12 protein-coding genes are annotated in these 15,994 nt (G+C 69.5%); 7 read left to right on the top strand and 5 right to left on the bottom strand.

Annotated features, from left to right (window positions below; translation table 11 throughout):
* The first annotated feature begins 104 nt into the window (after positions 1-104).
* The gene (locus ABZT04_RS10225) at positions 105-1,304 is read left to right on the top strand and encodes a serine hydrolase domain-containing protein (protein ID WP_356055052.1); all 1,200 of its coding nucleotides are present in this window, start codon (positions 105-107) and stop codon (positions 1,302-1,304) included.
* 78 nt (positions 1,305-1,382) lie between these two features.
* Here the strand turns inward: ABZT04_RS10225 and glnA are convergent, their stop codons facing one another.
* Positions 1,383-2,744: a type I glutamate--ammonia ligase gene (gene glnA / locus ABZT04_RS10220; RefSeq protein WP_356055050.1), complete on the bottom strand. Its 1,362-nt coding sequence runs from the start codon at positions 2,742-2,744 to the stop codon at positions 1,383-1,385.
* A gap of 351 nt (positions 2,745-3,095) precedes the next feature.
* Here glnA and ABZT04_RS10215 point away from each other — a divergent pair, with 351 nt between their 5' ends.
* The 5 genes from ABZT04_RS10215 (at position 3,096) to ABZT04_RS10195 (ending at position 9,755) form a co-directional block, all read left to right on the top strand.
* On the top strand, positions 3,096-3,767 hold the full coding sequence (locus ABZT04_RS10215) for a DUF3105 domain-containing protein (RefSeq protein ID WP_356055048.1): 672 nt from the start codon (positions 3,096-3,098) through the stop codon (positions 3,765-3,767).
* Position 3,768: 1 nt separating this feature from the next.
* Positions 3,769-4,401 (top strand): DUF305 domain-containing protein, encoded by a 633-nt coding sequence (locus ABZT04_RS10210; protein WP_356055046.1) that lies wholly within the window; start codon positions 3,769-3,771, stop codon positions 4,399-4,401.
* Between the two features lie 228 nt (positions 4,402-4,629).
* The gene (locus ABZT04_RS10205; protein ID WP_356055043.1) at positions 4,630-6,588 is read left to right on the top strand and encodes a S53 family peptidase; all 1,959 of its coding nucleotides are present in this window, start codon (positions 4,630-4,632) and stop codon (positions 6,586-6,588) included.
* A gap of 111 nt (positions 6,589-6,699) precedes the next feature.
* Positions 6,700-8,736, top strand: coding sequence for an NAD(+) synthase (locus ABZT04_RS10200; RefSeq protein WP_356055041.1), 2,037 nt, complete (start codon positions 6,700-6,702; stop codon positions 8,734-8,736).
* A 233-nt stretch (positions 8,737-8,969) separates the two neighbouring features.
* Positions 8,970-9,755, top strand: a complete 786-nt coding sequence (locus tag ABZT04_RS10195; protein WP_356055039.1) for an alpha/beta hydrolase — start codon at positions 8,970-8,972, stop codon at positions 9,753-9,755.
* A 153-nt stretch (positions 9,756-9,908) separates the two neighbouring features.
* On the opposite strand, the gene ABZT04_RS10190 is transcribed toward ABZT04_RS10195, so the two are convergent.
* The 4 genes from ABZT04_RS10190 to ABZT04_RS10175 all read right to left on the bottom strand — a co-directional run bounded on the left by ABZT04_RS10190 (position 9,909) and on the right by ABZT04_RS10175 (position 14,751).
* Entirely contained in the window at positions 9,909-11,123 is a 1,215-nt protein-coding gene (locus tag ABZT04_RS10190; protein ID WP_356055037.1) for an MFS transporter, read from the bottom strand.
* A gap of 98 nt (positions 11,124-11,221) precedes the next feature.
* Positions 11,222-12,271, bottom strand: coding sequence for an endonuclease/exonuclease/phosphatase family protein (locus tag ABZT04_RS10185; RefSeq protein WP_356055035.1), 1,050 nt, complete (start codon positions 12,269-12,271; stop codon positions 11,222-11,224).
* Positions 12,272-12,482: 211 nt separating this feature from the next.
* A complete protein-coding gene (locus ABZT04_RS10180) occupies positions 12,483-13,109 on the bottom strand; it encodes a TetR/AcrR family transcriptional regulator (protein WP_356055033.1) in 627 nt (208 codons plus the stop codon).
* A 52-nt stretch (positions 13,110-13,161) separates the two neighbouring features.
* Positions 13,162-14,751 (bottom strand): MFS transporter, encoded by a 1,590-nt coding sequence (locus tag ABZT04_RS10175; protein ID WP_356055031.1) that lies wholly within the window; start codon positions 14,749-14,751, stop codon positions 13,162-13,164.
* 203 nt (positions 14,752-14,954) lie between these two features.
* Between ABZT04_RS10175 and panB the strand changes: the two genes are divergently transcribed.
* Entirely contained in the window at positions 14,955-15,830 is an 876-nt protein-coding gene (gene panB / locus ABZT04_RS10170) for a 3-methyl-2-oxobutanoate hydroxymethyltransferase (RefSeq protein ID WP_356055029.1), read from the top strand.
* The last annotated feature ends 164 nt before the right edge of the window (positions 15,831-15,994 follow it).

Here is a 15,994-nt window from a genome sequence, read left to right as displayed (position 1 = left end):
GCCGAACGAGTGGACTCGCCGCTGCCCGGGCGGAAGGGAGCCGTCACGGCAAGTCGCCGGTGGTGATGTTCTGCCGTCCCAGCCCGTCACTGGAAGGCTCCCACATGAGACGTACCCCCCACCGCCGGCTGCTCGCCGCGACGCTGATCGCGGCCTGCGCGCTGGTCCCGACGACAGCGGCGTCCGCCACGGCCGTCCGGCCCATGAGCGCCGACCGGCACGCCCACGGCGACTGCCCGCAGGGTGGTCTCGACCACAGGACGACCGCCCGCCTCGACAAGACGATCGAGGACGTCCGCCGCCAGGCCGCCATCCCCGGTGTCGTCGTCGGCCTGTGGATGCCGGGCAAGGGCTGCTACGTCCGCGCGACCGGCGTCGCCGACACCGCCACCCACCGCCCGATGACCACCGACGGTTACCTGCGGATCGGCAGCGAGACCAAGACCTTCACGGTCACCGCGCTGCTGCACCTGGTCGACGAGCACCGCATCCGGCTGGACGACCCGATCTCCCGCTACGTCGACGGCGTGCCGGACGGCCACCGGATCACCCTGCGTCAACTGGCCGAGATGCGCAGCGGCCTGTTCCCCTACAGCGCCGATCCGGACTTCGCCAAGGACCTGCTGAGCGACCCGGAGCGCTTCTTCACCCCGCGCGAACTCCTGGCGTACGGCTTCAAGCACAAGAACACGTTCGCGCCGGGGACGGAGTTCCAGTACTCCAACTCGAACCTCGTCCTGCTCGGCCTGGTCATCGAGAAGGTCACCGGCCGGCACCTCGCCGACTACCTCGACATGCATGTCCTACGACCGGCCCACCTGCACGACACGCTGCTCCCGCACGGGACGGAGTTCCCCGAACCGCATCCGCACGGCTACACGAACCAGACCCTGAGCGGCGCGACCGTCGACTCCACGGACTGGAACCCCAGTTGGGCCTGGGCGGCCGGCGGCATGATCTCCAACCTGCACGACCTGCACCGCTGGGCGAAGATCGTCGCCACCGGCGAACTGCTCAGCCCCCAGACACAGGCCCAGCGCCTCAAGACCATCCCGACCGGCATCCCCGGCCTCAGCTACGGCCTCGGCATCTTCGAGACCGGCGGGTGGATCGGCCACAACGGTTCCATCCCGGGCTACGAGACGGTGACCGTCTACCTGCCCGCCGAGAAGGCCACCCTGGTCGTCATGATCAACACGGACATCACCAGCGGCGGCCAGGAGCCCTCCACCCTCCTCGCCCGCGCGATCACGGGCATCGTCACCCCGGACCACGTCTACGACGGCGCGACCGCGACGCGGTAGGCAGGGGCGGAGAACACGAGTGGGGCCGACAGTCAGTCCTGGACTGGACTGTCGGCCCCACTCGACTGTGAACGACGACTACAGCACCGGCAGGTTCTTCCGCAGCTCGAACGCCGTGACCTCGCTGCGGTACTCCTCCCACTCCTGGCGCTTGTTGCGCAGGAAGAAGTCGAAGACGTGCTCGCCGAGGGTCTCGGCGACCAGGTCGCTGCGTTCCATCAGGGTCAGGGCCTCGCCGAGGTTCTGCGGGAGGGGCTCGATGCCCATCGCGCGGCGCTCCGCGTCGGAGAGGGCCCAGACGTCGTCCTCGGCGCCCGGGGGGAGTTCGTAGCCCTCTTCGATGCCCTTCAGGCCGGCGGCGAGGAGGAGGGCGTAGGCCAGGTACGGGTTCGCGCCCGAGTCCAGGGAGCGGACCTCGACGCGCGCGGAGCCGGTCTTGCCGGGCTTGTACATCGGGACACGGACCAGGGCGCTGCGGTTGTTGTGGCCCCAGCAGATGTAGGACGGGGCCTCGCCGCCAGCGCCTGCCGTGCGCTCCGAGCCGCCCCAGATGCGCTTGTAGGAGTTGACCCACTGGTTGGTGACCGCGGAGATCTCCGCCGCGTGCTTCAGCAGGCCCGCGATGAAGGAGCGGCCGACCTTGGAGAGCTGGTACTCGGAGCCGGACTCGTAGAACGCGTTGCGGTCGCCCTCGAAGAGGGAGAGGTGGGTGTGCATGCCGCTGCCCGGGTGCTCCGAGAACGGCTTCGGCATGAAGGTGGCCTGCACCCCCTGCTCCAGCGCGACCTGCTTCATGACCAGGCGGAACGTCATGATGTTGTCGGCCGTGGAGAGCGCGTCGGCGTAGCGCAGGTCGATCTCCTGCTGGCCCGGGGCGCCCTCGTGGTGGGAGAACTCGACCGAGATGCCCATCGACTCCAGCATGGTGATCGCCTGGCGGCGGAAGTCCATGCCCACGTTCTGCGGGGTGTGGTCGAAGTAGCCGGAGTTGTCGGCCGGGGTCGGGCGGGAGCCGTCGAGCGGGCGGTCCTTCAGGAGGAAGAACTCGATCTCCGGGTGGGTGTAGAAGGTGAAGCCCAGGTCGGAGGTCTTGGCCAGCGCCCGCTTGAGGACGTAGCGCGGGTCCGCGAAGGACGGGGAGCCGTCCGGCATGAGGATGTCGCAGAACATGCGGGCCGTACCGGGGGCCTCGGCGCGCCAGGGCAGGACCTGGAAGGTGGAGGGGTCCGGCTTGGCGATCATGTCGGACTCGTATACGCGGGCGAAGCCCTCGATCGCGGAGCCGTCGAATCCGATGCCCTCGTCGAAGGCCTGTTCCAGCTCGGCGGGGGCCACGGCGACGGACTTGAGGAAGCCCAGCACGTCCGTGAACCACAGCCGTACGAACCGGATGTCGCGCTCCTCCAACGTCCGGAGCACGAACTCCTGCTGCTTGTCCATCTTCCGCTTCCCCATCCTTGCTGGTCAGGCCGCCTGTCCTCGTACCGCGGGAGGCGGTCGGGCACCTGAGCATCCCACCACAACACCATTTCGTGCGCGTTGCGGACCATGATCGGCCGGCCGTCCTTGGGCTGAACGCCTCGCGTACGGCAGGTGTCCTGCTCTTGTGCCCATCTTGCCTGCTCGGACTGACATTCGTAATGCCTGGCCCGGGGCCGGTGCACTCTTCCGTGGTCTTTGCTGTGGGCGCCCTACGAGAAACCCCTCACCCCCCACTACGATCAGCGGACTCGACTGTCCCTCACTCCGCCCCCCTTCCCCTGTCCCTTCCCCCAAAAAAGGACACATTCCATGGGTTCCGCCAAGAGCACCGGCAACGCGGCGCGCAAGGCCCGCATCGAGGAGATGCGGCGCGCCGAGCAGGCCCGCGAGCGACGCGGCCGGATCGTGAAGATCGCGGCGAGCGTGGTGGTCGCCGCGGGTCTCGTGGTCGGCGGGGTCGCCGTCGTGCACGCGCAGTCCGGCAAGGACGACAAGGACAGCTCGGCCAGTGACTCCAAGAGCGGTTCGGGGCACTTCGTCACCGGCGCGGACGGCGTGAAGACGTGGAAGGGGACGCTGGGCCGCACCCACGTCACCAGCACGGTGAACTACCCGATGCGCCCGCCGGTGGGCGGCAACCACAACCCGGTCTGGCTGAACTGCAACGGCAACGTGTACACGAAGGCCGTCAAGGACGAGAACGCGGTGCACGCGCTGGAGCACGGCGCGGTCTGGGTGACGTACAACAAGAAGGCCTCGGCCGCCGACGTCAAGGCGCTCGCGGCGAAGGTGAAGGCGACCCCGTACTCGCTGATGAGTCCCTACGACAGCCAGCAGGACCCGATCATGCTGTCGGCGTGGGGGCACCAGCGCACCGTGAAGAGCGCGAGCGACCCGAACGTGAACAAGTTCTTCGCCCAGTTCGTGCAGGGCAGCCAGACGCCGGAACCGGGTGCCTCGTGCACCGGCGGGACGATGTGACGTGAGGGCGTACATCGGATGGGTCGCGGGTGCCGCCGCGGCCGTCCTGGTCGCGGCCGGCGCGATCACCTACGCGGTCGCCGAGGACGGCGGCGGATCCACCAACTCCTCTGTCCCTACGGCCGATTCGGCGGACGCCGGGTTCGCGCGGGACATGGCGGTCCATCACCAGCAGGCCGTCGAGATGTCGTACATCGTGCGCGACCGGACGAAGAACGTGGAGGTACGGCGGCTCGCCTACGACATCGCGCAGACGCAGGCCAACCAACGGGGCATGCTGCTGGGCTGGTTGGACCTGTGGGAGCTGCCGAAGGTGTCGGCCGATCCGCCGATGACCTGGATGGGCATGGGTGACATGGCGTCCGGGAAGGACGGCGCGCTGATGCCCGGGATGGCCACCAACTCCGAGATGGAGAAGCTGAACACGCTCAGCGGCAAGCAGGCCGAGGTGTTCTATCTCCAACTCATGACGGACCATCACAAGGGCGGTATCCACATGGCGGAGGGGTGTGTCGCCAAGTGCCGGGTGGGGGTGGAGAAACGGCTGGCGCAGGGGATGGTCGACGCGCAGCAGTCGGAGATCCAGTTGATGGCCGGCATGCTCAAGGAGCGTGGCGCAAAAGCGCGTTCGTAAAGCATCCCCGGTCGTTCGTTACACGCCCGTAAGGAAAAAAGCCCCCAATTCGCCCTGGGTGACGGTTCCTTGGGTTTCTCTTGACCTTTGCGTTCCCCTGGCATGAACGGTTCATCGAAAGAGTGGCCCCCATCGTGTGATCCATCCACGGACCCTTCCGCCGCAGGTTCCGTACGGGTCGCAGAGGACCGACCACTCCATGCGTCGAACCGCATAGCAGGGGGTTTCATGAGATCCAATCGCGCCACCATGCGCGCCGGCGTGAGCATGGCAGCGACACTGCCCATGATCGCCGGTGCCCTGGCGCTCGGCATACCCGCGGCGCACGCCGCGGACAGCCCGGGCCGGGACACGCTCGCGGGCACCAAGCCCGCGTGGGCCACGGCCAAGGCGGACAAGGGAGCGACCTCCGACAGCTCCCGGGTCACCGCTCGGGTCTACCTCGCCGGCCGGAACGCCTCCGGCCTCGCGGCGTACGCCAAGGCAGTCTCCGACCCGAGTTCGGCCCTGTACGGCAAGTACCTGAGCGCCGCTCAGGTACAGCAGCGCTTCGGCGCCACGGCGGCCCAGGTGTCCGCGGTCAAGTCCTGGCTGAAGTCCGCCGGGCTGAAGGTCACCGGCACCACCCAGCACTACGTCACGGTCTCCGGTGACGTGGCCGCCGTCGAGAAGGCGTTCAGCACCTCGCTGCACAACTACGCCAAGGGCTCGAAGACCTACCGCGCCCCGTCGAAGACGGCCTCCGCGCCGGACAGCCTGAACGGTGCCGTCCTGACCGTCACCGGTCTCGACAACGCGCCGCACACGGCGAGCCACGACGACACGCTGCCGGGTCCGACCGCGGTGTTCAAGAACGCCGGGCCGTTCTCCTCGTACTACGGCTCGAACACGGCGAGCACGTTGCCGTCCGCCTACGGCCAGAAGATCCCGTACGCGGTCCAGGGCTACACCGGCAAGCAACTGCGTGCCGCCTACGGCGCGGGCACGTACACCGGCAAGGGGGTGCGGGTCGCGATCACCGACGCGTACGCCTCGCCGACGATCGCCTACGACGCCGCCAAGTACGCGAAGAACCACGGTGACGCCACCTGGAAGACCAGCCAGTTGAAGCAGGTCCTCCCGTCGGACTACACCCACACCGGTGCCGACGAGTGCGACGCCTCGGGCTGGTACGGCGAGGAGACCCTCGACGTCGAGGCCGTGCATGCGGTAGCTCCGGCGGCGAACGTCACGTACGTGGGCGCCGCCTCCTGCATGGACGACGACCTGCTCGACTCGCTCGGCAAGATCGTCGACAACCACCTGGCCGACATCGTCTCCAACTCGTGGGGCGACATCGAGGCCAACCAGACCCCGGACCTCGCGGCCGCCTACGACCAGGTGTTCCAACTGGGCGCGGTCGAGGGCATCGGCTTCTACTTCTCCTCCGGTGACAACGGCGACGAGGTCGCCAACACCGGTACGAAGCAGGTCGACACCCCGGCCAACTCGGCGTGGGTGACGGCGGTCGGCGGTACTTCCCTCGCCGTCGGCAAGGGCGACAAGTACCTGTGGGAGACCGGCTGGGGCACCGAGAAGGCCTCGCTGTCGGCCGACGGCAAGAGCTGGACGAGCTTCCCCGGCGCCTTCACCTCGGGCGCGGGCGGCGGCACCAGCAAGACGGTGGCCGAGCCCTTCTACCAGAAGGGTGTCGTCCCGAACGCGCTCGCCACGGCCAACAGCGCCACCGGCAACCGTGTCGTCCCGGACATCTCGGCGATCGCCGACCCGAACACCGGTTTCAAGGTCGGCCAGACGCAGACCCTCCCGGACGGATCGGTGGCGTACAGCGAGTACCGCATCGGCGGCACCTCGCTGGCCTCCCCGGTGATCGCGGCCGTCCAGGCCCTGGCCCAGGAGGCGCGCGGCGGCAAGGCGATCGGTTTCGCCAACCCGTCGATCTACGCGAAGTACGGCTCGAAGGCGTTCCACGACGTCACGGACAACCCCACGGGCTCCGGCCTGGCGGTGGCCCGCGTGGACTTCGCCAACGGCTACGACGCCACCGACGGCCTGCTGACCTCGGTCCGCAGCCTCGGCAAGGACAGCTCGCTGTCCGCGGTGAAGGGCTACGACGACGTGACCGGCGTGGGCACGCCCGCGAACGGCTACGTCCAGTCGTTCAGCCGCTCGCAGGGTCACCACTGACCAGGCAGCGGTAGCGAGTAGCAGTCGAGTACCACCTTTCGATGGGGTGGCGTGGGAGGTAGAACCCCCCACGCCACCCCATCGTGTCTCACTGACGATTAGAGTGGGTGGGTGCCTCCACTGAACTTCTGGTCGATCTATCAGCACGGCTTCGCGCGCGTCGCCGCCTGCACGGGCCACACCGTGATCGCGGACCCGCACGCCAACGCCGAGACCGTCCTGCGCCATGCCCGCCGCTGCGACGAGGAGGGTGTCGCCGTCGCCGTCTTCGCGGAGATGACCCTGTGCGGCTACTCCATCGAGGACCTGCTGCTCCAGGACGCCCTCCTCGACCAGGTCGAGGATGCGCTCCGGGAAGTGGTCACCGGTTCGGCCGACCTGCTGCCGGTCCTGGTCGTCGGCGCCCCACTGCGCCACCGCAACCGGATCTACAACTGCGCGGTGCTCGTCCACCGCGGCCGGATCCTCGGCGTCGTACCGAAGTCGTATCCGCCGAACTACCGCGAGTTCTACGAGCGCCGCCAGATCGCCGACGGCGCGGACGAGCGCGGCGGGACGATCCGGGTCGGCGGCGAGACGGTCCCCTTCGGTGTGGACCTGCTGTTCACGGCGCTGGACGTCCCGTCCCTGGTCCTGCACGCGGAGATCTGCGAGGACATGTGGGTACCGGTGCCGCCCAGCGCGGAGGCGGCCCTCGCCGGCGCGACCGTCCTCGTCAACCTCTCCGGCAGCCCGATCACGGTCGGCCGCGCCGAGGACCGCAAACTGCTGTGCCGCTCGGCGTCCTCCCGCTGCCTCGCCGCGTACGTCTACGCGGCGGCCGGCCTCGGCGAGTCGACCACCGACCTGTCGTGGGACGGCCAGGCGATGGTCTACGAGAACGGTGTACTGCTGGCCGAGACCGAGCGCTTCCCGCTGGGCGACGAGTACGCGGTGGCCGACGTGGACCTCGACCTGCTGCGGCAGGAGCGGCAACGGATGGGCACGTTCGACGACAACCGGCGGACGCACCGGGGCCGGACTTCGGACTTCCGGACGATCGGCTTCGAACTCGCCCCGCCACTCACGGACTTGGGCCTACGCCGCCGCCTGGAACGCTTCCCGTTCGTACCGGCCGACGCGGACCGGCTCGCGCAGGACTGCTACGAGGCGTACAACATCCAGGTCGCGGGCCTTCAGCAGCGCCTGGCGTCGATCGGCGGCCCGAAGGTCGTCATCGGAGTCTCCGGCGGCCTCGACTCCACGCACGCGCTGATCGTCGCCGCCCGCGCGATGGACCGGGCGGGCCGTCCGCGCAGCGACATCCTCGCGTGGACCCTGCCGGGTTTCGCCACCAGCGACCACACCAAGGACAACGCGCACAAGCTGATGGCCGCGCTCGGCGTCACCGCGGCGGAACTGGACATCACGCCGACGGCCCGTCTGATGCTGAAGGAGATGGGCCACCCCTTCGCCTCCGGCGAGCCGGTGTACGACATCACCTTCGAGAACGTACAGGCGGGCCTGCGCACGGACTACCTCTTCCGCCTCGCCAACCAGCGTGGCGGGATCGTCCTCGGCACGGGTGACCTGTCCGAGCTGGCGCTGGGCTGGTCCACGTACGGCGTGGGCGACCAGATGAGCCACTACAACGTCAACTCCGGTGTACCGAAGACCCTGATCCAGCACCTGATCCGCTGGATCGTCAGCAGCGAGCAGTTCGACGAGGAGACCGGCAAGATCCTCACCGCGATCCTCGACACCGAGATCAGCCCCGAGCTGGTACCGGGCGAGGAGATGCAGTCCACCGAGTCGAAGATCGGCCCGTACGCCCTGCACGACTTCACCCTGTTCCACGTCCTGCGGTACGGCTTCCGCCCGTCGAAGATCGCGTTCCTGGCATGGCACGCGTGGCACGACGCGGCGGCGGGCGCGTGGCCGCCGGGCTTCCCCGAGGCCAAGCGGGTCGCTTACGAACTGCCGGAGATCCGCCGGTGGTTGGAGGTCTTCTGCCGCCGCTTCTTCGCGTTCGCGCAGTTCAAGCGGTCGGCGATGCCGAATGGGCCGAAGGTGTCGGCGGGGGGTTCGCTGTCGCCTCGGGGGGATTGGCGGGCGCCTTCGGACGGGTCGGCCACGGCTTGGTTGCGGGATCTGGAGCGGTTCGACTAGGCCCTGCCGTTCCTCCGCCTCGCAGCCGCACACTCGCCGCGCTCAACCCGGCTCGCACGAGGGGGGCACCCCCATCAGGCCGGCCCGGCTCGGCCGGAAGGCACCGCACCGTGCAGCCGGCCTGATCCGAATGCAGGACCTGGTCATCACCGGTCAGCGGCGGGGCCGGTGGGGTCGGCCTAGCATGGGACTGAGGGTCCGTCCGCGTACCGGGGGCCTGGAGGCGATGCGGCATGAGCATGGACTGGCAGCTCAGGCAGTCAGGGCCCTCCGACGGCCGCGCAACCGTGCTGTTGCTACCCGGTGGCATGTGCAGCGCGGGATCCTACGCGGAGGTGATGGCGCAGCCCGGCCTGGCGGGGCTGCGCCTGGTCGCCGCGACGCTGCCCGGCCAGGCGGGCGCACCGCCGCCGGACAAGTACAGCGTCGAGCGGTACGCCGAACTCACCGCCGCCCTGGCCACCGAGGTCGGCGCCGATGTCGTCGTCGGGTTCAGCATGGGTGCCGTCGTCGCGCTGGAGATGGTGATCTCCGGGGCGTTCACCGGGCCGACGGTGCTGCTCGGCGTCAGCATGTCGCGGGCGGACGAACCGGCCTTCTTCCGCGCCCTGGTGCGGGCCGGCGATGTGCTCGGCGGCGTGCCGGCCGCGGTGCTCGCCAAGGGCGCCGCGGCGATGGTCGGCAAGGTCGACCTGCCCGCCGAGCGCCGGGCCGAACTGCGGGCCGACTTCGCGAAGAACGTACCGCGCCACCAGCAGCCCGCTCTGCGCGCGTACCTGCGGTGGCTGCACCGCCACGAACAACGGGCCGAGCGGCTGTGCGCGGCGGGCGTCCCGACCTGGGTGGTGCACGCGGAGAAGGGCGACGGCGGGCTCACCGCGCAGGAGCGGCGCGTGCTCGAGGCGTGCCCGCACATCCGGGTGGTGACGATCGCGGGCGCGGTGTTCTTCCTTCCCAACGAGGTCCCCGAGCGCGTCGCCGACCTCATCGCAGAGGCGGCCGCCCAGGTACGGCGCTGACCTTCGCGCTGTGTTTTTCCGAGCCCGACGCGGGACAACTGGCCGATCCTGGCAGGACCTTGAAGTGCGGCGGCCGTGTCGGTGGACTCCACAATCTTGCGCGCTCACCAGCACGCGGCCGGCAGAGCTTCAATAGCCGAGCCACGTCGCCGGTCAGGACTGCAACGCCCTCTCCTGCTCAGCCACATGCGTAGCGACAACCCGCTCCCGCCCAGGTACCGCGCGCCGCCGGTCCACCACCCACGCCGTAACGGCAACTCCCAGGCCCAGCAGCGCCAAGCCCACTCCGGCCACCGCAGGGGACGTAACGCCGAAACCGGCCGACAGGGCGAGCCCGCCGATCCAAGCGCCGCCCGCGTTCGCCAAGTTGAAGGCCGCCTGGTTCGCCGACGAGGCCAACGACGGGGCCGAGGATGCCTTCTCCATCACCATCAGGAGCAGGGGGGAGCTGGTCACGAACGCCGCCGTGCCGAGCAGGACCACTGCCAGGGCCGCGGTCCACCGTGTCGTCATCAACGCCGGGAACAGTGCCAGGACCACCGCCAGCGACGTCAGGCCGCCGAACAGCGTGCCCCGCATCGAGCGGTCCGCGAGGCGGCCGCCCAGGAGGTTGCCCGCTGTCGCGCCTACGCCGAACAGGGCGAGGAGCAGGGTCACGCTGGTGTCGGCGTACCCGGCGGCGTCCGTCAGCATCGGGGTGATGTAGCTGTACGCGGCGAACAGCGCGCCGAAGCCGGCCACCGTCGTGCCGAGGGCCAGCCAGACCGGGAGTGAGCGCAGGGCGGCCAGTTCGCCGCGGAGGCCCGCCGCGGGTGCCTGGGTGGTGTCGTGGGGGACGAGGAACGCCAGGGACACCACCGCCAGGACGCCGATCACGCTGACGCCGAGGAAGGTGGAGCGCCAGCCGAAGTGCTGGCCCATGAGCGTGGCCGCGGGCACGCCCACGATGTTGGCGATGGTCAGGCCGAGGAACATGAGGGAGACCGCGCGGGCCTTGCGGTCGGGGGCCGCCAGGCCGGTGGCGACGACCGCCCCCACGCCGAAGAAGGCGCCGTGCGGCAGGCCGCTGAGGAAGCGGGCGGCGAGCAGCCAGTCGTAGCCGGGGGCGAAGGCCGAGAGGGTGTTGCCCGCTATGAACAGGAGCATCAGGCCGATCAGGACCTTGCGGCGGGGCATGCGGGCAGTGAGGGTAGCCAGCAGCGGGGCGCCGATCACCACGCCCAGCGCGTACGCCGAGACCAGGTGTCCCGCCGTGGGGATCGAGACGTGCAGGTCGTCCGCGACCTCGGGCAGCAGGCCCATGATCACGAATTCGGTGGTGCCGATACCGAAAGCGCCGACGGCCAGTGCGAGCAGGGCCAGGGGCATGGTGGTGCCTGTGCCTTTCCGGGAGAGCCGAGTTCCGTACAGTCGAACCTTAAGTTCAATTACGGAACAAAGACTCCCAGGCCCGCTATTCCACGAGGTTAAGAGCTCGTGTCGAGGTTCACACGAGCCGCGATCGGGAGATGGTCGCTGCCCGTCTTCGGGAGGGTCCAGGAGCTGACCGGCTCCACACCCTGGACCATGATCTGGTCGATCCGGGCCATCGGGAACGAGGCCGGCCAACTGAACCCGAAGCCGCTGCCCGCCGCGCCCTGGGTGGAGCGCATCTGGGCGGTGACGGCGTTCAGGGAGCGGTCGTTCATCGTTCCGTTGAGGTCGCCGAGGAGGATCTTCCGCGGGAGCGGCTCGGCGGCGATGGCCTCGCCGAGCGCGTCGGCGCTCGTGTCGCGCTGCCGGGCCGTGAAACCGGCTTCCAGCTTCACCCGCACCGAGGGGAGATGGGCGACGTAGACGGCGATCCGCCCCTCGGGGGTGGTGACGGTGGCGCGCATCGCGCGGGTCCAGCCCAGCTTGATGTCCACCGCCTTGATGCCGCTCATCGGGTCCTTGCTCCACAGCCCGACCGTGCCCTGGACCGAGTGGTACTTGTACGTCGAGGAGAGCGCCTTCTCGTACGTCGGGACCGCCGAGGCCGTCAGCTCCTCCAGGGCTACGACGTCCGCGCCGGACGCGGCCACGTCACGGGCCGTAGCGGCCGGATCGGGGTTGTCCGCGTTGACGTTGTGGGTGGCCACGGTCAGGTCGCCGCCGATGCCCGTCTTGTCGCTGAGCAGCAGCCCGCCGAAGAGGTTCAGCCAGACCGTCACCGGGAGCACCACGGCGATCAGCGCGGTCGCCGACCTGCGGACCAGGCCGAGGACCACCAGCACCGGGGTCACGAGCCCGAACCAGGGCAGGAAGGTCTCCGTGAGACTGCCGAGGTTGCCGATGCGGTTCGGGATGCGCGAGTGCAGCAGCATGACGAGGGCGAGGAGGATCGCCAACGCCGCGAGGATCAGACCCCGGCGCCAGATCCCCGGGCCGCGCCAGCTCTCGCGCAGTCTGTTCCACAGGCGCCGAAGCCGGGACCCCCGCTGCTCGTCCCCCGAGCCGCCGCCGTCCGTCTCCGTCACATACGCCTGCTGTGCCATACCGTCGCCTCACTACCTGCCGTGCACACCATCGTCCCCGCGCCTACGACCCTAGGGGATGATCGGTCCCGATCCGCCGTGCCATGACGGCCGTACTGGCACGAGGACGTACAAGTCGGCGTCCGGAGTTCCGAACGCGGGTGGCGACAGCGGCTTCTGTGACGGAACGCGCACATACGGACGGGGCGTCAGGGCCGCGTCAGTTCACGCGTCACGTGCCCTGGCGGTCGGGGCGCAGCGCCACCAGGACCGTGTCGACCAGGAGTTCGGACAGGCCCTCGGGGAGGTCGGCGTCGACGCGCATGACGGTGCGCAGGAGCATCGGGCCGACGAGCAGGTCGTTCATCAGCTCGGGGTCGATGTCGGTGCGGAGTTCGCCGTTCTCCTGGCCCCGGCGCAGGAGGTCCACCTGCTTGCGGCGCCGGGGTTCCACGACGGTCGCCTGGTAGGCGGCCCAGACCTTCGGGGTGCTCTTCATCTGCGCGTAGACGTTGTGCAGGAGCGCCGAGGACCGGGCGATCAGGCCGCGTTGGCGTAGCTGTTCCATCATCGCCACTAGGTCGTCGCGCAGGGAGGTGCCGGGCAGTTCGGGGTCCGCCGGCTCGGCCTCGCGGACGACGTCGACGAACAGTTCCTCCTTGCCCGGCCAGCGGCGGTAGATGGTGGCCTTGCCGACACCGGCGGTGCGGGCGATGCGCTCGATGGAGAGCTCGGCCAGTGGCACGCCGTCCTCCAGGAGCTTCATCACACCCTCGGTGATGGCGCGTTCGACGGCCTCGCTACGCGGACGTCCCCTGGTGGGGGCGTCCTGCCCGGGCCCGCTGCCGACAAGGCTCACTTCGCTCCGTCCCTTCGCTGTGCCCCCGTTCCATCCTCGGTGATTGTCGTCGCTACTCCCCTACGACGACCAACTCCTGTTCCTCCTTGCCCTCCTGACGGGCTATCGGCTTCCCGGGCAGGAAGAGGAACGCCACGACCGCGCCGATGATCGCGACGCCCGCGCCGCACAGGGCGGTGACGTGCATGGCGTGCAGGAACGCGTCGTTGGCCGGGGTGACCAGCGCCCTGCCCTGCGGGCCGAGCTTCGCCGCGACGCCGAGGGTGGCCTCGATGGACTCGCCGGCCGTGTCCCTGAGTGCGGCCGGGACCGAGCCGAGCTTGCCCTCGATGCCGTTGCGGTAGGCGGTGGACAGCACCGAGCCGAGGACGGCGATGCCGAGCGCGCCGCCGACCTGGCGGAAGGTGTTGCTGAGCGCGGACGCGGAGCCCGCCTTCTCGCGCGGCAGGGCCTGCATGATGACGACGCTGGTCGGGGTCATCACGTGCGCCATGCCGGCGCCCATCAGGAAGAAGATGACCTCCAGGAGCCAGATCGGCGTGTCCGCATCGAGGGTCGCGAAGGCGGCGAGCATCCCGGCGAGCAGCAGGAGTCCGACGCCGGTTGTGACCTTGTAGCCGAAGCGGTCGACGACCAGCCGGGCGCGCGGCGCGAAGATCATCTGCGCTGCGGCCAGCGGCAGCATCAGCAGACCGGTCTGCAGCGGCGAGTAGCCGCGCACGCTCTGGGTGTAGAAGACCGAGAAGAAGGTCACGCCCATCAGCGCGAAGAAGACCAGCGCGATGGCGGCGATCGCGGCCGAGAACACCTTGTTCTTGAAGTACGTGACATCGATGGACGGGTGGTCGCTGCGCTTCTCGAACCAGACGAACCCGGCGAGGACCACGACACCGGCGATGATCGTCGACAGCACCTTGGGCGCCGTGAAGTCGGCGAGCTCGCCGCCCTCGATGATGCCGTAGACCAGCAGGACGAGGCCTACGACGGACAGGGCCACGCCGACCGGGTCTAGGCGGCCGGGCCTCGGGTCGCGGGAGTCGGGGACCAGCCAGATCATCAGCGCGAGGGCGATCAGCACGATCGGCACGTTGATCAGGAAGACCGAGCCCCACCAGAAGTGGTCGAGGAGCACACCGCCGGTGATCGGGCCGATGGCGATGGCGAGGCCGACGCCGCCGGCCCAGATGCCGATGGCCTTGGGCTGCTCGTCGCGCTCGAAGACGTTCATGAGGACGGCGAGGGTGGCGGGCATCACGAAGGCGGCGCCGAGCGCCATCAGGGCCCGGTAGCCGATGAGCTGGTCGGGCGAGCCGGACTCGGCGGCCAGCGCGGAGCCGATGCCGAACACGAGGAGACCGCCGAGCAGGGTCTTCTTGCGGCCCAGCCGGTCGCCGAGGAGGCCCGCGGTGAACAGCAGGCCGGCGAAGACGAGGGTGTAGGCGTTGATCGCCCACTCCAGCTCGCTCTGTGTCGCGCCCAGGCCGGTCGGGGCCGGGGTGGAGATGGTCTTGATGGCGACGTTGAGGATGGAGTTGTCGAGCACCACGATCAGCAGGCTCAGCATCAGCACGCCGAGGATGGCCCAGCGACGGCGGTGCACAGCTTCGGGTATCCGGGTGCCCGGGACGGATGGAGTGGTCATGCCGTCCAGCGTAGGGAACGCCCGGGCAATTTCGATACGAGACCGTGCCGTATCGGAATTGTTTTACCCAGTCCTTACCCACCGGACAGGACGTGACGCGGGCGACGGGGGTCCCTCTGGCCCTCCGTGGCACGAGGTGCCACCATGGAGGTGATCCGGGGACGCCGTCAGGGTGCCTCGAGATGACTGAAGGAGCCGTTGCAATGACGCATCTTTCGGCTGCCCAGACTGTGCAGAACAGCTCCTCCGACGGCAGCAGGGCGCTGTACGGAGGCAAGGGCACCCGCCGCATCACCGTTCGCGACATCGGCCTCGCCAAGGGACGCGGCGAGAAGTGGCCCATGCTCACCGCCTACGACGCGATGACCGCGTCCGTCTTCGACGAGGCCGGTATCCCGGTCATGCTCGTCGGCGACTCGGCGGGCAACTGCCACCTCGGGTACGAGTCGACCGTGCCCGTCACGCTGGACGAGATGACCATGCTCTCCGCCGCCGTCGTACGGGGCACCAGCCGCGCCCTGATCGTCGGCGACCTGCCCTTCGGCTCCTACCAGGAGGGCCCGGTGCAGGCGCTGCGCTCGGCGACCCGGCTGGTGAAGGAGGCCGGGGTCGGCGCGGTGAAGCTGGAGGGCGGCGAGCGGTCGCACGAGCAGATCCGGCTGCTGGTCGAGTCCGGCATCCCGGTGATGGCGCACATCGGGCTGACCCCGCAGTCCGTGAACGCGATGGGCTACCGCGTACAGGGGCGCGGCGAGGAAGCCGCCCAGCAGTTGCTGCGGGACGCCAAGTCGGTGCAGGACGCGGGGGCGTTCGCCGTCGTCCTGGAGCTGGTGCCGGCGGAGCTGGCGGCCGAGGTGACCCGGGTGCTGCACATTCCCACCGTCGGTATCGGCGCCGGGCCGGAGACGGACGCGCAGGTCCTGGTGTGGACCGACATGCTGGGGCTCACCGGCGGCCGGGTCCCGAAGTTCGTGAAGCAGTACGCCGATCTGCGCGCGGTCATGACAGGCGCGGCGAAGGCGTTCGCCGAGGACGTGGTCGGCGGAACGTTCCCCCTTGAGGAGCACTCGGTCCACTGACCGTGTGACGTCACAGAGCCACTGCGGCACCAGGCAGCCCCGCCGATCTTCCCCCGTCGGCGGGGCTGCGGTGTCTTCGCGAGCGGGATGTAGGCGCGTTGTAGGTACCGACGGATCCCTGTAGGCGACCTGTCGGCGGTTTGTCGGTGGCGGCTGGCACTGTC

This window comes from Streptomyces sp. NPDC005492, assembly GCF_040605995.1.
GTDB lineage: Bacteria > Actinomycetota > Actinomycetes > Streptomycetales > Streptomycetaceae > Streptomyces.
This window is presented reverse-complemented; position numbering and strand designations above follow the sequence as displayed.